Here is a 20,117-nt window from a genome sequence, read left to right as displayed (position 1 = left end):
TACGAGGCCGTTTTGTTATGTTGGAGATTGCCGGGTGGAGAGTGATTTCACCAGATTTAATAGCGCTTTAAAGTCAGGGTCTCGGCAATCTTTCACCAGTTCATAGAGCGCCATTTCCACGCTCGTCAGCGCTATACCGCTTCGCGCTATTCTCTCTAACGCCAACTGCTTGTTGCTCATCGTTCGCGATGATGTTGCGTCCACCACAAGATGAGGCTCCCATCCCAAGCGTTTAAGCCCAAACACAGTTTGATAGACGCAAATATGCGCCTCTATACCACACACTAACCACTGGGTTCGAGCGCTTTGATTGAGAGCCTCCACCACCGCCGGCTCAGCACTGGCGTCAAATGTCCATTTTGCCAATGGTTGATGCGGGGTTAAGGCTGCTTGAAGCTCAGGCGTCGTCTTGCCCAATTTATCTGGGTTTTGCTCAACCCAGACAATAGGCAGCGCCAGCGTTTTCGCTGCTTCGACTAACGCGAGACAATGCGCTAACAGCGCATCACTCTCTTGTACAAGACGCGCCAACTCACCTTGCACATCGATGATCAGCAATCCCGTGGTCGCCTTGTTTAACATCAGCGGGGGTTGGTTAGTCATGCCTGTTCCTTATCGGTTCGAGTCACTCACATGGCACCACTGTGACCCATTTTGCTCATGATTGGAAACCTCTTTGATCACACTATTCACTACCCCCTCAACCTCTCACAAAAAATCCGCCACAAAAAACCGCTCCGAAGAGCGGTTTGTGAAACCTAGACTAGGTAACAAGAGTTACGCTAAATCAAAACGATCCGCGTTCATAACTTTGGTCCACGCCGCGACGAAATCCTTAACCAATTTCTCTTGGTTATCGTCTTGTGCGTACACCTCAGCGTAAGCGCGCAGGATAGAGTTAGAACCAAAGACTAAGTCAACGCGTGTAGCTGTCCACTTAGTTTCGCCTGTCTTACGGTCATTGATGTGGTACAGGTTACGACCTTTCGGTTCCCAACTGTAGGCCATATCCGTTAGATTAACGAAGAAGTCGTTGGTCAGTGCTCCGACACGGTCAGTAAACACACCATGCTCAGTACCAGCGTGATTAGTGCCAATAACGCGCAGACCGCCAAGCAGTACTGTCATTTCTGGCGCCGTTAGGCCCATCAGCTGAGCACGGTCGAGCAGCATTTCTTCTGGGTTCACCACATAATGTTTCTTCTGCCAGTTACGGAAACCATCCGCTAAAGGCTCCAGCACGTCGAAAGACTCTACATCTGTCATCGCATCGGTCGCATCACCTCGACCCGGTGCAAATGGAACAGGTACATTGAACCCAGCCGCTTTAATCGCTTTTTCAACACCGACATTACCGGCAAGTACGATGGTATCCGCAACACTAGCGCCAAACTGCGCAGCAAGCGGTTCTAGCACAGCCAGTACCTTGGCTAAACGCTCAGGCTCGTTGCCTTCCCAGTTATTTTGTGGAGCAAGACGGATACGCGCACCGTTTGCACCGCCACGGTTATCCGAACCACGGAAGGTACGAGCGCTATCCCAAGCCGTTGTCACCAATTCACTGACGCTCAGGTTGCTTGCTTCGATCGCCGCTTTCAAACCCGCAACATCGTAGTCGGATTTCCCTGCTGGGATTGGGTCTTGCCAAATTAAATCTTCCGCTGGAACATCAGGGCCAAAGTAACGTGCTTTCGGACCAAGATCGCGGTGGGTTAACTTGAACCATGCTCTAGCAAATACTTCATCGAAATAGGCAGGATCTTTGTGGAAACGTTCAGAAATCTTACGGTACTCAGGATCCACTTTCAGCGCCATGTCAGCGTCTGTCATCATTGGATTGTAACGTTTTGATGAGTCTTCCACATCAACCGGCTTATCTTCTTCTGCGATATCCACCGGCTCCCATTGCCACGCACCAGCTGGGCTCTTGGTGAGCTGCCACTCATACTTAAACAGCAAATCAAAGTAGCCGTCGTCCCATTGGGTTGGGTTAGTTGTCCAGGCACCTTCGATACCACTGGTCACTGTGTTGCGACCAATGCCACGCGACTTATGGTTCATCCAGCCCATGCCTTGCTCTTCAAGACCTGCGGCTTCTGGATCTGGACCAAGCTCGCCCGCGTCACCGTTACCGTGCGCCTTACCGACGGTGTGTCCACCTGCCGTCAGTGCCACTGTCTCTTCATCGTTCATCGCCATACGCGCAAACGTCACGCGCATATCTTGAGCGGTTTTGAGTGGATCTGGGTTACCGTCGACCCCTTCTGGGTTAACGTAAATAAGGCCCATCATTACCGCAGCCAATGGGTTTTCAAGATCACGCTCACCGGAGTAACGGCTATTCTCTGAGCCAGATGGCGCTAGCCACTCTTGCTCGCTACCCCAATAGATGTCTTTTTCTGGGTGCCAAATGTCTTCACGACCAAAGGCAAAACCAAAGGTCTTAAAGCCCATTGATTCATACGCCATATTACCGGCAAGAATCATTAAATCCGCCCAGCTGATTTTGTTGCCGTATTTGCGTTTGATTGGCCAAAGTAACCGACGTGCTTTGTCTAGGTTGGCGTTATCTGGCCAAGAGTTGAGTGGTGCAAAGCGCTGGTTACCGGTCGAACCGCCCCCGCGACCGTCCTCGGTACGGTAGCTACCTGCTGAGTGCCACGCCATACGAATCATCAAGCCACCATAGTGTCCCCAGTCTGCAGGCCACCACTCTTGGCTGTTGGTCATCAACGCTTTTAAATCTTGTTTAAGCGCTTCTACGTCGAGTTTTTTGAGCTCTTCTCGATAGTTGAAATCCGCGCCGAGAGGATTCGTTTTGCTGTCATGTTGATGCAAGATGTCTAGGTTCAACGCCTTTGGCCACCACGCGACATTGGATGAACTGGCATCGGTATGGCTACCGTGCATTACCGGGCATTGACCAGCCCCTTGAGTGCTTTGATCTTTCATTGCTTATCCCTTTCTTGCTCTTGTGTATTTGTTCCTAAACCACATCTATGTTGGCAGGGGCACTGAAAACCCTATTTGATCTAAATCAAAAACACAGCCTGACGTTGTGTAGGAATTGCTTGAATTGACACAGGAAGCATAGAAAAGATTTGTCTATTTCACGAGGTTATTTCGCCTATATATTCAATCGTCAAAACCTATGGCTTTAGGTTTAGCCGGCTTACGCGAGGATTACGTTAAGGCTGGATGGGAAGGTATAAAACCCAAAAGCGGCCAATTTGGCCGCTTAAGAAATTTGGTAAACAAAGATTACAGGAAGTTCAATGACGCCGTTAGCGAGAACACACCCATGTCTTCTTTATCCATTTTGTAGTTCTCATATTTGGCACCGACAGTGAGCGGGCCAAAGATTTGGTAATCCGCACCCACACCAAGCATGATGTCGTAGCCATCATCTTCTAGTGCTGCGTTGCTTGAAGATTGCTCCCAAGAGTGCACGCCAGCTTTACCATACACTTGAAGTGGACCAAGATTGATGCTTGGTTTTGCCGCAAAGTAAACGTTGTCTAGTTTGACCTTTGAAGTACCCGTCTCAAACTCACCAAGATTGTTATAGCCCGCCTCAAGGCCAATAAAAGGCAAAATACCCGTACCGACATGAACATTGTACGCCGTTGAACTATCTCCTAAGAAATCCGAGTTACCGACTGAAGCGCCGCCGTAAATCCATGAGTCTGCTGACGCGGTCGCTGATGCCCCAATCAAAGCGAGCGCTAGTAGTGTTTTTTTCATAATTAACCTTCTCTCGTTTAAAAAGGTAATGGAGAGTAGCAAGCGGCAATCCATTACCTGTCAATCGTCAAAATACCGTACCGTGATTAAATCTAAGCAATTATTATGCCTACCTATTCACTGTTTAATCGTACTCGGTAAGTAACCTTAGATATCATCTATCGCATTCTTCACCCGTTTGTCTGACACCGGGTACGGCGTACCCAGTTGCTGGGCAAAGTAACTGACACGCAGCTCCTCTATCATCCAGCGAATCTCTTTAACGGACTCAGGAATGGCCATCCCTTTAGGGATCTTATTGAGCAGCTCCTTGTAATCATTGGTCACCGACTCAATTTTCAGCATATGCAGCCTATCTTTATTCGGGTCGATGGGCAGTTTTTCCATCCGACGTTCAATCGCTTTCATGTAACGCAAGATGTCTGGTAATCGCTTCCAGCCGCATTCCGTCGCAAACCCTTTGAAGATCAACCCTTCGATTTGCGCTTTGATGTCTGATAAAGCGAACGCCATCGTAAAGTCGATTTTGCCTTTGAGCTTTTTGTTGATGTTAAACGCGGTCGTTAATATTGTTTCGACTTGCTTTGCGATATCCACGACCGTGTCGCCAAGCTCGCCGCGTACATGCTCTTTCAGCTGCTCAAACTTCTCAGGCTGCCACACCAAACCGCCCTGCTCTTCAATGAGCTTATCGACGCCACACGCGATGCAGTCGTCAATCAAATCCATCACTTTGCCATACGGGTTAAAGTAGAGACCGAGTTTCGATTTGTTAGGCAGATTAGCGTGCAGATACTTAATCGGCGATGGCACATTGAGCAAAATCAAACGGCGCTGACCCGCTTGCATTGCTTGAATCTGCTCTTGCTCCGTTTCAAACAGCTTGATTTCTACGCTGTCTTTGCTATCAATGATGGCAGGGTAAGCTTTGACATCATACCCACCCCGCTTCTGCTGGTAGACTTTTGGCAGTTCACCAAAACTCCACGTGTGCAGACCTTGCTGTTCGATATCATCATCGGCCACTTTCGATAACGTCTCTTGCACCTGCTCTTTCAGGCTGTCTTTGAGCGCATGCAAATCGCTGTTCTCTTTCAGCTTACGGTTGCGATGATCAACCGCGCGGAACGTCACTTTCAAATGATCAGGGAGCTGAGCAAGATTCCAATCTTCACGTAACACTTCCACACCCGTCATGCGGCGCAGCTCTTTTTCCAATGCATCGAGCAGTGGCAGCGCCATCGGCGTCACACGGGCAAGAAAGGCATCCGCGTAGTTGGGCGCGGGGACAAAGTTTTTCCGCACCGTTTTGGGCAAGGATTTAATCAGGCTGACAACCAACTCATGGCGCAGGCCAGGAATTTGCCAGTCAAACCCCACGGGTTCCACTTGGTTCAAAATCGGCAGTGGAATGTGCACAGTGACACCGTCACTATTCTCACCGGGCTCGAACTGATAGCTCAATTTGAGTTTGAGACCATTTTGATACCAGAAATTCGGATAATCGAGCTCAGTCACATGGCTCGCATCACCTTTGAACAGCATCTCTTTCTCGAAATTGAGCAGCTCAGGATTCTCTTTTGCCGCCGCTTTCCACCAAGTATCGAAATAGCGCCCAGAAACGACGTCCGTCCCCACACGCTGATCGTAAAAATCAAACAGCTCATCATCATCGACCAAAATATCTCGTCGACGTGACTTGTGCTCGAGCTCTTCCACTTCTTGGAGTAGCTTACGGTTTTGCTTGAAGAAAGCGTGTTTGGTTTCCCACTCTCCCTCAACCAATGCGCTGCGAATGAAGATTTCGCGGCTGACCGCAGCATCAATCGTTCCGTAGTTGACTAAGCGCTTGGGTACAATAGGGATGCCATACAGCATCACTTTTTCATACGCCATGACCGCTGCGCGTTTCTTCGACCAATGAGGCTCACTGTGGCTTCGTTTGATTAGGTGCTTCGCTAGAGGTTCCACCCACTCAGGCTGAATCTTGGCAATAATGCGGCCCCAAAGTTTGGATGTTTCCACCAGCTCGGCAGAGACAATCCACTTAGGTTGCTTTTTGAATAGGCCAGAGGCAGGAAAGATATGAAAACGCGCATTGCGCGCCCCTTGGTACTCATTCTTCTCCTGATCTTTCATACCGATATGAGACAATAGCCCCACTAGCAGTGCACTGTGCACCCCTTGGTAACTCGCAGGCTCATCATTGAGTTTGGCATCCATCTCTCGCATTGACTGATGCAGTTGGAAATAGACATCTTGCCACTCACGAATTCGCAAGTAGTTGAGATAGTCCTCTTTACACTGCTTTCGGAACTGGTTGCCCGTCAATTTTTTCTGCTGCTTTTGGATGTAATCCCACAGGTTAACGAAGGTCAGAAAGTCCGATTCTTCATGGAAAAAGCGGCGATGTTTATCATCAGACGATTGCTGTTTGTCGCTTGGGCGCTCCCTCGGATCTTGAATGGAGAGCGCAGAGGCAATCACCATCACCTCTTTGAGTGCGCCATACTTCGGCGCTTCCAACACCATACGCGCCAAACGTGGGTCAATCGGCAAACGGGCCAATTGACGCCCAGTTGGAGTAAGACGTTTTTTCGGATCTTTGCCTTTTTCGTTGATCGCCCCAAGTTCTTCGAGCAAACGCACACCGTCTTGGATGTTTCGCTTATCAGGCGCTTCAACAAATGGGAAAGCTTCGATATCACCAAGACCCAGAGCCGTCATCTGCAAAATGACTGACGCTAAGTTGGTGCGCAAGATCTCAGGATCGGTAAACTCTGGGCGAGAGTTAAAATCCTCTTCTGAGTAGAGGCGAATACAGATCCCCTCTTCCACACGTCCACAGCGACCTTTACGCTGATTGGCGCTGGCTTGTGAAATGGGCTCAATCGGTAAGCGCTGAACTTTGGTGCGGTAACTATAACGACTGATGCGCGCCGTACCAGGATCAATCACGTATTTGATTCCCGGTACCGTTAGCGAGGTTTCCGCGACGTTGGTCGCGAGCACAATTCGACGCCCTGCGTGAGGTTGGAAAATTTTGTTCTGCTCACCTGCAGACAATCGCGCGTACAAAGGCACAATTTCGGTACTTTTCAGGTTGCGCTTAGCGAGTGCGTCCGCGGTGTCGCGAATTTCACGCTCACCGTTCATGAAGATCAAAATGTCGCCGAGCCCTTCATCGCACAGCTCATCCACCGCATCAAAAATACCTTCAAGCTGATCACGATCGCTTTCGTCTTCACCGCTCAGTGGGCGATAGCGCGTCTCCACTGGGTAGGTTCTACCAGAAACTTCAATGATCGGAGCCTGGTTGAAGTGCTTTGAAAAACGCTCTGGATCGATGGTCGCCGAGGTAATGATGATTTTCAGATCAGGGCGCTTTGGCAACAGCTCTTTCAGATAGCCGAGGATGAAATCAATGTTCAGACTGCGCTCGTGCGCTTCATCGATAATGATGGTGTCGTATTGATTGAGAAAACGATCGTGTTGAATTTCAGCCAGCAAAATACCGTCTGTCATCAACTTGATCTGGGTGTTGTCAGAAATCTGATCGTTAAAACGCACTTTGTAGCCGACAAACTCGCCGAGCGGCGTTTCCATCTCTTCAGCAATACGGTTCGCTACTGAGCGCGCTGCAAGACGACGGGGCTGGGTATGGCCAATCAAGCCATACTGACCACGGCCAAGCTCGGCACAAATTTTAGGCAACTGAGTCGTTTTACCTGAGCCGGTTTCACCGGCCACAATCACGACCTGATGCTCAGCAATCGCCTTCGCGATGTCGTCTTTCTTTTGACTGACCGGCAGCTGCGCTGGGTAGTCGATAGTCGGCGTGTGTTGCCCTCGCAGCTCGGCCTGCATGATAGACTTGGCCATATCGAGTGCGATGTCATCAAACGCGGCATGACGCGCCGCGTCCTTTTTGATTTTACTTGCCCCGCTGATGCGTTTACTGAAACGAAAGCGATCGCGAAGCATACACTGCTCCAGCGCCTTACGTAATTGAGCGGGTGAATTCACTTGCGCGGCTGGCGCGCTCTTTTTATCTGGCTGTGACGAGGTCAAAGCATGTCCTATTTTGTTACTGTCGATAAAACTGCGCGGATTGTATCACAACTGTGTGGCGACGCGCCCGTCGCAAACATACTGGGCGCGTGACAGGGAAAAGGAGGCGCTAATACGCCGACTCATTAGAACTCGTATTGCAGATATACGGTATTGTAATTGCTGCCACCTTTAATACGACCATACTGAGAGGCTTTTTCGAAAATGGCGCTGCGATGATGCAGAGAGTAGCCAAACCAGAGACGTTTCAGGTCGGTATTGCCGAGCAATGACCCCACATTGACATCAAATGAGAAATCAAGATAGTTGAGAAGCTTGCTGGGTTCTCTATCTTTACGTTCCATTTCTGTCCCCTCAATATGGGTGATGCTGTCAATGTACGACATCCCCTCCGCGACGCCAAAGCGCCATTGCGTTGGCCAGTTGAACGTGTAGTAGGCTTTGATCGCCGCGACGTATTCGGTTGACGCCGATTGTACGTCCGATGACCAGTGGTGAACGATCCCTGGCGTCAAATAAATATCCAGCGGCAAGCCAAACAACTCATCCGTTAAGGGATGGCCATAGAACAGCGACGTCAACTGGTTGTTATCAGGATCTTTTTCCGCATCAAAACGGAAGATTTCACCGATATTCGATGGTGTCGCCCAACCGTGTGCGACGCGAAGATAACGATGGTTATTCAGCTCAGACTTTGGCGCGCGTGCTTGATCATTAAAAAAGCCAAAGCCGAGAAACAGCTCGCCTTGATAGCGGTCTTGGACCATGTTGGCCTGATAGGCATTGTCATCAAGGCGCGTCACACTGGTCTCACCCAAAAGATAGAGATTCGAGATCACATGATAACGGGCACTCATTCCCACATTCACATCAACGCCTGCCCCGACTGTCTCGCCGCTAAACTCGGACATCGCGAAGTAGTAGCTGTTGAAGTCCGCGTCTTTGTAGCGCACTTTGGCATACGGTGACCATTGCCAATCACCCGACTGATATTCCCCTTTAAACGTCAGGTTGGCGTGAAAGCGAAAATCCGAATCCGCCATTAACTCGGTATTCATTCGCCATTCATCATTGATCTTATATTGTGCTTGTAATCCGGCGTCTAGCGTGTCGGTGATAAGCTGGTTTTGCTTTGAGGCAGGGACGTCGACAAATCGCAAGCGCATCAACGCATTAAGTTGCCATTGTTCGCTGTCGTCACGCCAAAGATGCGCCCCGCCTTCAGTGCCATCGATGTAAAAGGTGTCGCCGCTAAAAAACAGCATAGGAATGAAGGTGTTGACCGATTGATCGCCAGTCGTCGTATCAAATGGGATGGACGCAGTACGCACCATGGCTGCAATGCCCCACTGCTGCTCACTTTGCGTAACCGGTTGAGAGACGTCTGCGTGAGCAGTACTGACGCCGGCTAAAGTGAGCGCTGCGGTGCAGGAAAACGAGCGCCAATGAAGAGATGAGATTGTTGCCATTTTGTATCCAATATTGATTGAACCACACAATTTGTCGCCAATCAGTGTGCTTAGTACTTATGTTTGAGCGCGGTTAGCCGCTAGAATAGCTATATGATCTCTTAAATCGAACCATTGTGAAAGCATCTGAACTAAAGAAACTTCTAAGCGCGTTACCTCAAGGTGACGACCCAGACATCGTCACCGGCGATGAGTGGTTACCCGAGCAACTCCTCGACACTCACGTTGACGGTGATCTGCTGTTTATGCATTTTGATACTGCACCTGATGAATCCTCCGGAGAGGAAGAAGGGCGAGGCTTTGTCGAGCACGAAATTGATCTCATTCGACAACGCTTAGGCTCGCTACTCAATGAGCCTAGTGATAGCGAAAGCAAAATCGATGCACTGCTGGCTTTGGTCTTGATGGCGCATGAGCAATCCAGTTCAGAAGTGATAGAGCGACTCGAAGGCCCCGACCTGGCACTTGAGCCATCAAACCCCAAAGAGAGTGATGAGTAAAGAAACGACACTACCTTACCTCATTGCAGGCCCTATCCTGCGCAAAGCGACGCCTGAACATCTAGTGTTTTGGTTGGTCACCTCTGCCCCTTTGCACGGCTCTTTTGAGCTCTACCAGCAAGGGCAACCGCTATTGAAGGATTCACTCAGTCAGTGTTCATCGATTCAGATAGGCGAACACGCGTACGTGACCTTGGCACATTTTCGCGGCCATTTCCCAGCCAACGAAACACTGAGTTACGACTTTGTCACCCCTCACGGTGGCCTGGCTGAACTGGCGCCTTATTTGCTCTATCCCGGTGAGACCCGCTTACACTTTCACCTGTCGACCCAAGCAAACTACGTTGTGCATGGGTCGTGCCGCAACCCACATCACCCCAGCGGTGATGCACTGGTGGCAATGGAAGCGAAAGTCTCTGCCCAATCACCTGAAGAGCGGCCAGATTTGCTGATGATGGCCGGTGACCAAATCTACGCCGATCATGTTGCAGGGCCGACATTGGATGCCATTGATCAAGTTATCGATCTGCTCGGTCTGAGAGGAGAGATGTTTGAAGGGGCCTGTGTTGACAATGACAAAGCGCTGCGCCGACACACTCATCACCTCTATGGCCGAGAGCACATTTTGCCCGCCTACCACCCAGACGAGCGCTGGTGGCACGCCTTTTTTAAGCCCTCTGAGCAGCCTGTTTTCAGCGCCACGGGGGCAGAGAACCACCTGATTGCCTGCGCGGAATTTATCGCGATGTATCTATTGGTGTGGTCGCCCGTCTTATGGCGACATGTGGATCGAGAACGCCTCAACAAGCCTAACACTGAGACGGAACTACCGACCATTCCCGAGCAACGGCAAACCACATTTGAGCACGAAGCCAACGTCATGGAGGCGTTTGTGGTGGGCTTGCCCAAGGTAGCACGGTTGTTGGCTCATATTCCCACTTACATGATTTTCGACGACCACGATGTCACCGATGATTGGAATTTAACCGTCGGCTGGGAATATCAGGTCTATCAGCACCCCTTTTCCAAACGGATTATTGGCAACGCGCTGATCGGCTACTGGTTGTGTCAGGGGTGGGGCAATGAACCCGACCATTTTGACGCCGAGTTTATCAGTCTAGCGCAGCGCTATTTTGAAGACCCCGTCCCCCAGCATCACGATGCTTTTATCGCGCATTTGCTCAGCTTTGAGCAGTGGCATTACACCATTGACACCTCGCCTAAGGTGGTGGTGCTCGATACCCGTACCCGCCGCTGGCGCTCGGAATCTAGGATGAACAAACCGTCAGGTTTGATGGATTGGGAAGCGTTGATGGAACTGCAACAAGCCTTGCTCCATCAAGAAAAAGTGATCATCGTTTCTCCTGCACCTATGTTTGGCGTTAAATTTATCGAAACGCTACAACGCATTGTTACCCTATTAGGTAAACCTTTGATGGTGGATGCGGAAAACTGGATGGCGCACCCGGGCAGTGCCAACACCTTACTGAGTATTTTCACTCATACCCAGACGCCGACCAACTTTGTTATTCTCTCTGGCGATGTGCACTACTCTTTCGCTTATGATATAGAGTTGCGCTTTCGTAAAAATAGCCCACACCTTTATCAGTTCACCTGCAGTGGCTTTAAGAGCCAGTTCCCAGAGCCCTTGTTGGCGATCTGCGATCACGCGGACAGACTGCTCTATTCACCGCGCTCGCCACTCAACTGGTTTACCAAACGTAAGCGTTTGAAGGTTCGTAAACGTGATCCTGATAGCCAGGGACTGCGCAGACTGATTAATGCCAGCGCGATTGGCGAGCTCCACCTCGATGAAAAAGGTGCCCCCAAATCGATCGAAATTTTGACGTCTGAAGGCAAGCGCATCGCTTTTCCACCCATAAAGCCATCCCGTTAATGACCCGACTTCATCCACTAAGTGCTCTTAGGTGGCGTTAAGTAAGGATTGTGTAAAGAGGCTTGTGATCGCCGTCAATCATCACTATGTATATATCATATCGAATGTATTGAGGTCACAACGATGATGAATGCGCTATCTAAACTCTTTAAGCAATTGGTGGAAGGCAAAGACTTAGGAGAGCAATCAAGCCAAGATCCGCATCTGGCGATCGCCTGTTTGCTGTCCGAAGTAGCCGGTGCCGATCACCAAGTGAGCGAGGAAGAGGCCCAAGCCAAACAGCAATTGCTGTCGCGTCTAGTCGGGATTGATCACCAACAAGCAACCCACCTCCTATCCCGAGCAAAAGAGACGACGCAGCACTCTGCCTCGCTGTATGATTTTACTTCCCAACTTCGTTCACTCACCCAAGAGACGCGTTTTGAGTTGATTCAAGCCATGTGGCAAGTCGCACACGCCGACGGCAACATCGACCCACTTGAAGACGCCGTGATCAGAAAAACCGCTGAACTCTTGTATGTGGATCACAGCGAGTTTATCCGCGCCAAATTATCGGTCATCGAGGACAATGACGGCAAATAACCTAGCGGCTCGTTTTTAATCCACAAAGTCACGGCGCTGGATATCGTATTGCGTCATTTTGTTGTTAAGTGTGCGTCGTGGCAGTTCCAATTCGTCCATCACTGCTTGCACGTTACCTTTATGGCGTTTAAACGCTTGAACAATCACATGCCGTTCAAAGCTGTGCACGCGATCCGCGAGGTTGTTTGAGCTCAGGCTCGGCGTTAGCGGCTCCGTCCCCAGTACGCTGGCCAAATTTACGCCCTGGCCGATACCCAATACATACCGCTCGGCACTGTTTTTCAACTGTCGCACATTGCCGGGCCACTCTTGTTCACACAGTAGCAAACTCTCCTGGTCGCTGAGTGGCTGATAATCACGTTGGTATTGCATCGCGGCTTTGCGTGCAAAAAATTCGAACAAGAGCGGAATGTCTTCACGGCGATCGGCCAAATCTGGCAAATGCAGTTCCATGACATTGAATCGGTAATAGAGGTCCTCACGAAACTCGCCCCGCTCAGACGCCTGTTTGAGATCGACTTTACTCGCCGCGATCACCCACAAATCCAATGCGATCTCTTGGTTAGAACCGACTCTTTCCACTTTCCTCTCTTGCAACACACGCAGCAGCTTAATTTGAAAACTGATCGGCATACTCTCTATTTCATCAAGAAACAGCGTCCCTTTGTTCGAGTGCTCAATTTTCCCGATGCGCTTAGACTGAGCGCCGGTAAACGCGCCCTTCTCATGACCAAACAGCTCACTTTCAAACAAATTGTCCGGTATGGCGCCGCAGTTGACCGCCACAAAGGGATGATCACGCCGTGCGCTCACCTCATGTAAACATCGCGCCACCAGCTCTTTACCGGTCCCGGTCGAGCCATTGATCACTGTATCCACGGGAGTTTGGCCGAGCATTAAGATCTGCTGACGAAGGGCATTCATTACTGGCGACTCGCCAATCATTCTGCTTTCAAGCGTAGGGCGCTGACTGAGTAAGCGCTGCAAGTTCCGGTTTTCCAACACAAGCCGCCGCTTCTCGCCAGCGCGCTGAATTCTGTCAATCAACAAATCTGGCTCTACCGGTTTTTCAATGAAGTCATACACACCACCGCGCATCGCGTCGACCGCCATTTTGACATCCCCATGCGCCGTCACCAGCAGCACCGGAATATCACTGTCGATGGTTTGTACTGCCTTGGCAAACGCTAGGCCATCCATTTTTGGCATTCGGATGTCAGACACCACCACACAATGGCTTTGAGCATCAATGGTGGCCAAGGCGCTCTGCGCATCGGCGAAATCTCGCACGCTCAATCCGGCCAGCTGCAACCACTGTTTGGTCGCTCGGCGGATTGCACTTTCATCATCAACCAAGATGACTTCGGGCGGCAAAGAGTGACCAAACGTCGCCAACTCGTCTGACGGGGGAAAAGGGTGTGTCATGAGGAACTCCTTAATTCTGCTTCAGGCGATTCGGCGCACTGGAGTTTCAACTGAAACTCGCAGCCCCTATCGGCGGCAATCACCTCCAACCGCCCACCAAACTCTTCCACAATCGTGCGAGAGACGGAGAGCCCTAAGCCCACCCCCTTCCCTGCCGGTTTGGTGGTAAAAAATGGCTCAAACAGACTCGCCAAGTGTTCCGCCGCGATGCCGGCGCCATTGTCGGTCACCGAGAGCAACACCTCGCTGCCCTGCTGCCAAGTGCGAATCTGAATCTTACCGTGCTCTCGATGCCCGTTTGCATCGTCTTCTTTTGCGGTATTGGCGTCTTCAGCAATCGCATCGGCGGCATTGCGTAGCAGATTCACTAACACTTGCTCCAACTTGATCTCCTCCGCGCGCACAAGCAGCGCTGACTCTGGCGGCTGCCAATCGAGCACAATGCGATGTTTGTCTAACCTAGGTTGAACCACCACCAGCGCGTTGCGCACAGACTGTGCGATATCAACGGGCGATAGCGCGCTGACCGACTTGCTGGCAAAGTGCTTCAAGCGTGAGATGATTTTTGTCACGCGGCGAATAAGGTGGTCGATCTCGTCAAGATTCTCTTGCGCCATCTCATAGCCACCGCGCTCAACCAATAATTGGGTACTGGCCAAATAGGTCAACGTGGCTTGCAATGGCTGACTGATTTCGTGCACCAACTCCGCAGACAGTTGACCCAACGCGGCCAATTTTTCTGCCTGAATCAACTCTTCGTTGGTTTGCCGCAAGATATTTTCCGTACGGATACGCTCTTCGATCTCTCGTTTGAGTTGCGAGTTACTCTGCCTGAGGGCGTTGGTGCGCTGCGCCACCCGCCATTCGAGCTGCTGCTGATGGCGAAAACGGCTCATCAAATAGAGCGCCACCAGCGCGAACACCATCGCTAGCAAGGCGGCAACGATCATCGCGTTGTATTTGCTTTGGGTAAGGTCTTGCAGATCACTGAGGTAGACCAATCGCCAACCGAGCGCACGAATATCGCGTTGATGGAGAACGTAGCGTGTCGCGACGCCCTCCTCGCCGCGAAGATCCAACACCGTTTTTCCTTGTGGTGAGCTGGGCAAAGCCGTATAGCTCAGCGGTTCAATCGGGTGATTGGCGTACTTTTGTGCTTGGCGTAATGCCTCTCGGACTTGGTCAGAAATCGCGCCCAAGGTGCGGTATCGCCAATGCGGCTGACTGGCCAAAAAGATCACACCGTCAGCATCACTGACCCAAACCCCTTCGCCACCTGCACGCCAACTCGCTTCCAATTGCGACATGTCCACTTTGAGGACAGTGACACCAACAATCTGGTTTTCGACGCGAACAGGACGAGAGAGAAACAGACCCGGTTCACCTGTGGTCACGCCGATGGCAAAAAAGCGACCATTGCGGCCCGCCATCGCCTCGGTAAAGTAAGGGCGAAAGTGGTAATCATGGCCGACAAAGCTGCCCTCTTGGTTCCAGTTGCTACTGGCAAGGACTCGCCCTGATTTGTCCATTAGATACAGTGCATCCGCACCCGATTCACTTTGCCACTGAGCCAGTTTTTGGTTCACTTCGTCAATCAACGGCGTTTTCTCTGGCGTTGCCAGTAGCTGATGCACGTCATCATCTTGCGCGGCAATAAACGGAAGATAGTGAAAGCGTTGATACTCAGCCTCAACGGTCGAGGCGTAGAGATTCAGCCTCTCTTCACCGACGGTATCAAGCTGCGCAAAATGTCGTGTCTCGATACTCTCGATCCATAACCGAGCCATAACAATAGCCAGTACCGTTGCAATCACCACGATCCAGACCGTGACTTTTCTACTGCTCTCGAGGTGCAGCGCCCACCACGCCGGTTTACTGACCATGATTTCCCTTATCTGTTGTACGACGACGATTGTGCCTTTCACTGAGCTTGAGCAATTCAAAAACCGCGCCAGCCTGCGCCCTCTACCGCTTAGCGATAAGCCTGATGGACGCGCGACGGCGCGACTCTTAATAGGTACACAAATAGCACTCGCTGCCATCGGCCAAATTTGGCGCATCCAATGACTCACCTCCCACAAGGATGAGCCAATTTTGGCCGATTTTCTTGTTGCTGCGTCTAAATTGCGCCGTTCATCACGCCAAGTCGGCTCGCTCAGCCCTTTCATCACCGGGCGGGGCGCAAACAGTTAACATTATCACAACAAGTTGGCAAACCCCTTGCTATACCCAATGGGTCACAACAAAAAACGGAGCGCCATGTTAAGCAGGCTAAACCTGTCGCGCCCACTTCAACCCTACACGACTGGTGACCAGTCAAATCAATACAACAAGGATGAAAGAATGAAAACTCTCAACGCCACGTTAATCACCGCCCTCGCGTTAAGTGGGTTTGTCGCAACGGAAGTCAGAGCCGCTACCGAGTGGAACGTCTCTCTGTGGGGCAAACGCCGCGCTTTTACCGAAAACGTCGAAAAGCTGGCTGAGCTGGTCGAGGCGAAAACCAACGGCGAGTTCAAGCTCAATATTTCTTACGGTGGCTTATCAAAAGCAAGAGAAAATCTCGATGGCATCTCTTTTGGCGCGTTTGAAATGGCGCAGTTTTGTGCCTTCTACCACGCTGACAAAAACCCCACCATCACGGTGGCAGAATTACCCTTCTCTCAAGATGTATCGCTTGGCCGCGTGAGCGAAATCTACATGGAACTGTTCAAGCATCCGGCCGTGGTTAAGGACCTCGCTCGCTGGAATGCCACGCTCCTTATGCCTACACCAATGCCGCAATACAACATCGCCAGTAAAGGCGATCCGCTAACGTCACTGGAAGACTTTGACGGTCTGCGTGTCCGCGGCCCGGGCGGTATTATGGGTGTGTTGAGTAAACTGGGCGCGATCAAAACCGGTGTTCCGTTTGCCGAAGTTCGTCAGTCCATGGACTCCAATGTTATCGATGCGGCTTCATTTGCGCCGCACGCGCATCTCGCCACCAACTCCTACAAAGTGGCGACGTGGGGCACCACCAACCTCAACTTAGGTTCTGCTAACTGTCCGGTGGTGGTCAACACCGAAGCGCTAGAGATGCTCAAACCCAGTCACCGCGAAGCGCTGATTGGTTCTGTGGACGAAGCGCTCGATTTCTACGTTCAAAACTACGAACAGAACACCACTGCAAAATACGAAACCGCAGTTAAAGCGCAAGGTTTGACCATGGTGACGTTCAACGCCGAACAAACCGAGCAGTTGAACACGCTCTCTGAGTCCGTACGTCAAGAGTGGGTGGCGCAGTACAAAGATCAGTTTGACTCTCAAGCGGTCCTTGATTTCACCGCCGGGTTATTCGCACAAAAGTAACTGAACACTAAGCTCGTTGGGCTCAATCTGAGCCCAACGTTTCCTGCTTCACCTTGATTTTATTTTGATGACGTAAATCGCTATTCGATGAATGTCTGAGACAAAAGGAGGCCGAAATGTCGGCTGCTGCGTCCGTACGAGAAGATCACTCTCTGCTCAGTCGAGTGGATCGCTGGTTGTTCCGTTTTGAATCGCTACTGAACTTACTCGGTGGCATCACCATATTTTTATTGGTTTTTCTTGCCACTGTGAACATCTTGGGCCGTTGGCTGTTGAGTGCCCCTATCAGCGGTTATGTGGATTGGGTGGAACAAGCGATGGCGTTTATTGCCTTTCTTGGCATTGCCTACACTCAGCGAATGGGTGGCCACATTCGCATGGATATTGTTGTCGGCCAGTTTCGCGGTCGATGGCTGTGGTTTACTGAACTGCTGACGACCGCGCTGATGCTGTTGGTCACTGTCGTACTGATCTACGGCTCTTACCTGCATTTCTGGCGCGCTTACTCGATTGGCGACTCCTCACTCGACATCAATCTCCCCACGTGGCCAGCCAAATTAGTCGTCACTGCGGCGCTGTCGATTCTCGCCTTGCGTCTCTGTTTACAACTCTGGGGTTATGCACGTGCGCTAAGGCAAGGCGGCGACTCGCCAGTAGCCGTGCCTTTGATTGAGTCCGCTGCGGAAGTGGCGGCAAAAGAAGCTGAAAGTGTCAGCGGTCACGACAACTAGGAGCCTTATCTTGTCTGATTTATTTACTACGATGGGCAACATGGACAGTATCGAAATCGGTCTGTGGGTGTCCGGAGCCATGCTCCTGTTTGTTCTTCTCGGTGTGCGCGTCGCCTTTGCCGCTGCGATTGCGGGTTTTTTAGGTCTGGTTTGGATCTTTAGTGCCAAACTGGGTTTTGAGCGCGGCTTTATGGTTGCGATCAAAATGGCTGGCACCATCCCTCACTCTAAAGTGTCATCGCTGGCGCTCTCATTGATCCCAACCTTTATTCTGATCGGTTTTCTCGCGTATCACGCAGGTCTCACCAAATCATTGTTTGAGGCGGCGAAGCGTTGGGTGGGCTGGCTCCCAGGCGGCATGGGGGTGGCGACGGTTTTCTCTACCGCAGGTTTTGCCGCGGTGTCGGGAGCGTCTGTAGCCACCTCTGCAGTGTTTGCGCGTATCGCGGTCCCTGAAATGCTCAAACTCGGATACGACAAGCGCTTTGCTGCAGGCGTGGTCGCCGCAGGTGGCACACTCGCTTCCTTGATCCCCCCTTCGGCTATTTTGGTAATTTACGCCATCATTGTTGAGCAAGATGTCGGCGCGCTGCTGATGGCGGGCTTTATTCCCGGATTGGTCTCGGCACTCATCTATGGCGGCTTAGTCATCTTCCTTGCGATGACGCGCAAAAACTTCGGTCCACCAGTGCGCGGCTACACTTGGAAACAGCGCATGGAGTCACTGCCTGCGGCTGCACCGATCTTCTTTGTTGTCGCCATCATCATGATCTGTATCTATGGTGGTGTGGGTACGCCCACCGAAGCAGGCGCGCTTGGCGCGACCGCCATTCTGTTTGTCGCACTCTATCACGGCAGTCGCTGGCAAGAGCTGAAAAGCTCAATGATGGAGACCGCGAAACTGTCGGCGATGATCTTCGCCATCATTTGGGGCGTGTTGATTTACGTGCGTTTTCTTGGCTTTGCCGATTTGCCGAGCGCCTTCTCAGACTGGATTGTCAGCCTTGAACAAAGCCCGATGTTGACACTGCTGCTTATCCTCTGCGCCTACGCCGTCCTTGGCATGTTTATGGACGCCATCGGCATGCTTTTGCTGACGTTACCTGTGGTCTATCCTGCCATTATTGCCTTAAACGGCGGAATGGATGTCGCCGCGGCAGACTCCGCCTTCGGTGTGTCTGGCATTGGCTGCGCAATCTGGTTTGGCATTATCGTGGTGAAAATGGCAGAGCTGTGTCTCATTACTCCACCGATTGGCTTGAACTGCTTTGTGGTGGCTGGCGTGCGCCCCGAGTGCTCAGTACAAGATGTCTTTCGCGGATGTACGCCATTTTTTGTCGCCGATGTCATTACCATCGCGGTATTGATCGCCTTCCCGAGCATCGTTCTTTGGTTACCGGAGTTGATTGGCTACGCGTAATCAACGCAAACAGGGAGCCTCGGCTCCCTGTTTGTTTCTCTCTATCGAATTGAATCTCGACACACGCTCAATCTCGCTATCTAGAGCATGGTCAACGCCAATTTGGCAAGGTTGTAGGCATCGACATAGCCTGAGTGCTGGCGCCCTTCCCAGTCAATGCCTTGACTTTCTTGTGCCGCGCGATGCCCAATACGTTTGTCTTTCAGGCGATGCTGAATTCGATACAGGGTCGCAAGGTTAATGAACTCTCTAAACGGCATCTCAATGCCTTTCTCTGCGCACTCTTTCGCAAGGATCTGGTCGTCTCGCCCCCATGAGGCATAAATCTTATTGCTACCGCCAAAGTTTTTAATCATCGACTTGATCACCTCGGCTAAAGGGCGACCTTGCTTATCAATTTTGCGCGGTGTGATGCCTGTCAGTTCCGCGCAAAACAGTGAAACTTCATCACGCTCGGGTTTGACATAGTATTGCGCTCGCTTAACCACCTCGCCTTTGGCCAAATCGATTTCCGCCAGACCAATTTCAATGATCTCGCCCGAGGTGCCGACACCGTTCTCATTCCAGCAACACATTTCCAAATCGAAACAGACTACTCGGTTGTGGTTCATGACTCGCCTTTAGGTTCGCTATTGTGACAGTAACAAAGCGCCGAATTTTACCCTAACTGGGCGCAAAACTCGACCTCGCGCTGACTAGCATTGCATCGCTTAAACCGATTTGGCGCGATTTTATTTGCCGTTTCTGCGCCCGTTTTCACCATTCATTACGTTGGCATGGTTAAAAAGAGAGCAAATACATCGCCAAATCTGGTGCGAGTTTGCTTTGACACAAGCGGTTTCACTTGAATGTGTTATATTTGCCCCAATTTCATGTCAAATGATTGTGCCGCTGCCAAGGCAGCCAACACAGGCAGCCGTGTTTAGC

Annotated in this window: 14 protein-coding genes; 6 read left to right on the top strand and 8 right to left on the bottom strand. The window is 51.1% G+C overall.

Annotation, left to right across the window (positions count from 1 at the left end; all coding sequences use genetic code 11):
• Positions 1 to 15: 15 nt before the first annotated feature.
• From AC6R03_RS05365 to AC6R03_RS05345, 5 genes are all read right to left on the bottom strand, one after another.
• Entirely contained in the window at positions 16 to 582 is a 567-nt protein-coding gene (locus tag AC6R03_RS05365) for an isochorismatase family protein (protein ID WP_500630457.1), read from the bottom strand.
• 195 nt (positions 583 to 777) lie between these two features.
• A complete protein-coding gene (gene katG, locus AC6R03_RS05360) occupies positions 778 to 2,952 on the bottom strand; it encodes a catalase/peroxidase HPI (protein ID WP_500630395.1) in 2,175 nt (724 codons plus the stop codon).
• Positions 2,953 to 3,261: 309 nt separating this feature from the next.
• Positions 3,262 to 3,744 (bottom strand): outer membrane beta-barrel protein, encoded by a 483-nt coding sequence (locus AC6R03_RS05355; protein ID WP_487901182.1) that lies wholly within the window; start codon positions 3,742 to 3,744, stop codon positions 3,262 to 3,264.
• Positions 3,745 to 3,891: 147 nt separating this feature from the next.
• On the bottom strand, positions 3,892 to 7,815 hold the full coding sequence (gene hrpA, locus AC6R03_RS05350) for an ATP-dependent RNA helicase HrpA (protein ID WP_500630394.1): 3,924 nt from the start codon (positions 7,813 to 7,815) through the stop codon (positions 3,892 to 3,894).
• A gap of 125 nt (positions 7,816 to 7,940) precedes the next feature.
• Positions 7,941 to 9,284 (bottom strand): MipA/OmpV family protein, encoded by a 1,344-nt coding sequence (locus tag AC6R03_RS05345; protein WP_500630393.1) that lies wholly within the window; start codon positions 9,282 to 9,284, stop codon positions 7,941 to 7,943.
• A gap of 116 nt (positions 9,285 to 9,400) precedes the next feature.
• On the opposite strand from AC6R03_RS05345, the gene AC6R03_RS05340 reads away from it, so the two are divergent.
• From AC6R03_RS05340 to AC6R03_RS05330, 3 genes are all read left to right on the top strand, one after another.
• The gene (locus tag AC6R03_RS05340; protein ID WP_500630392.1) at positions 9,401 to 9,784 is read left to right on the top strand and encodes a VC1380 family protein; all 384 of its coding nucleotides are present in this window, start codon (positions 9,401 to 9,403) and stop codon (positions 9,782 to 9,784) included.
• A complete protein-coding gene (locus AC6R03_RS05335; RefSeq protein WP_500630391.1) occupies positions 9,777 to 11,681 on the top strand; it encodes a metallophosphoesterase family protein in 1,905 nt (634 codons plus the stop codon). The genes AC6R03_RS05340 and AC6R03_RS05335 overlap by 8 nt, the downstream gene beginning before the upstream one ends.
• Positions 11,682 to 11,804: 123 nt before the next feature.
• A complete protein-coding gene (locus tag AC6R03_RS05330; RefSeq protein WP_500630390.1) occupies positions 11,805 to 12,263 on the top strand; it encodes a tellurite resistance TerB family protein in 459 nt (152 codons plus the stop codon).
• Between the two features lie 15 nt (positions 12,264 to 12,278).
• Here the strand turns inward: AC6R03_RS05330 and AC6R03_RS05325 are convergent, their stop codons facing one another.
• A complete protein-coding gene (locus tag AC6R03_RS05325; RefSeq protein WP_500630389.1) occupies positions 12,279 to 13,688 on the bottom strand; it encodes a sigma-54-dependent transcriptional regulator in 1,410 nt (469 codons plus the stop codon).
• Positions 13,685 to 15,571 carry a sensor histidine kinase gene (locus AC6R03_RS05320; RefSeq protein WP_500630388.1) on the bottom strand — a complete coding sequence of 629 codons (1,887 nt, stop codon included), beginning with the start codon at positions 15,569 to 15,571 and terminating at the stop codon, positions 13,685 to 13,687. The genes AC6R03_RS05325 and AC6R03_RS05320 overlap by 4 nt, the downstream gene beginning before the upstream one ends.
• A gap of 460 nt (positions 15,572 to 16,031) precedes the next feature.
• Here AC6R03_RS05320 and dctP point away from each other — a divergent pair, with 460 nt between their 5' ends.
• The 3 genes from dctP (at position 16,032) to AC6R03_RS05305 (ending at position 19,190) form a co-directional block, all read left to right on the top strand.
• On the top strand, positions 16,032 to 17,039 hold the full coding sequence (gene dctP, locus AC6R03_RS05315; RefSeq protein ID WP_500630387.1) for a TRAP transporter substrate-binding protein DctP: 1,008 nt from the start codon (positions 16,032 to 16,034) through the stop codon (positions 17,037 to 17,039).
• Between the two features lie 116 nt (positions 17,040 to 17,155).
• A complete protein-coding gene (locus AC6R03_RS05310) occupies positions 17,156 to 17,770 on the top strand; it encodes a TRAP transporter small permease subunit (protein WP_500630386.1) in 615 nt (204 codons plus the stop codon).
• 10 nt (positions 17,771 to 17,780) lie between these two features.
• Positions 17,781 to 19,190, top strand: coding sequence for a TRAP transporter large permease (locus AC6R03_RS05305; protein WP_334552457.1), 1,410 nt, complete (start codon positions 17,781 to 17,783; stop codon positions 19,188 to 19,190).
• An 80-nt stretch (positions 19,191 to 19,270) separates the two neighbouring features.
• Here AC6R03_RS05305 and AC6R03_RS05300 read toward each other — a convergent pair whose 3' ends face one another.
• Positions 19,271 to 19,801 (bottom strand): 3'-5' exonuclease, encoded by a 531-nt coding sequence (locus AC6R03_RS05300; protein WP_500630385.1) that lies wholly within the window; start codon positions 19,799 to 19,801, stop codon positions 19,271 to 19,273.
• Between the last annotated feature and the right edge of the window lie 316 nt (positions 19,802 to 20,117).

Source organism: Vibrio sp. R10-SG-ISO4 (assembly GCF_059834135.1).
This window is presented reverse-complemented; position numbering and strand designations above follow the sequence as displayed.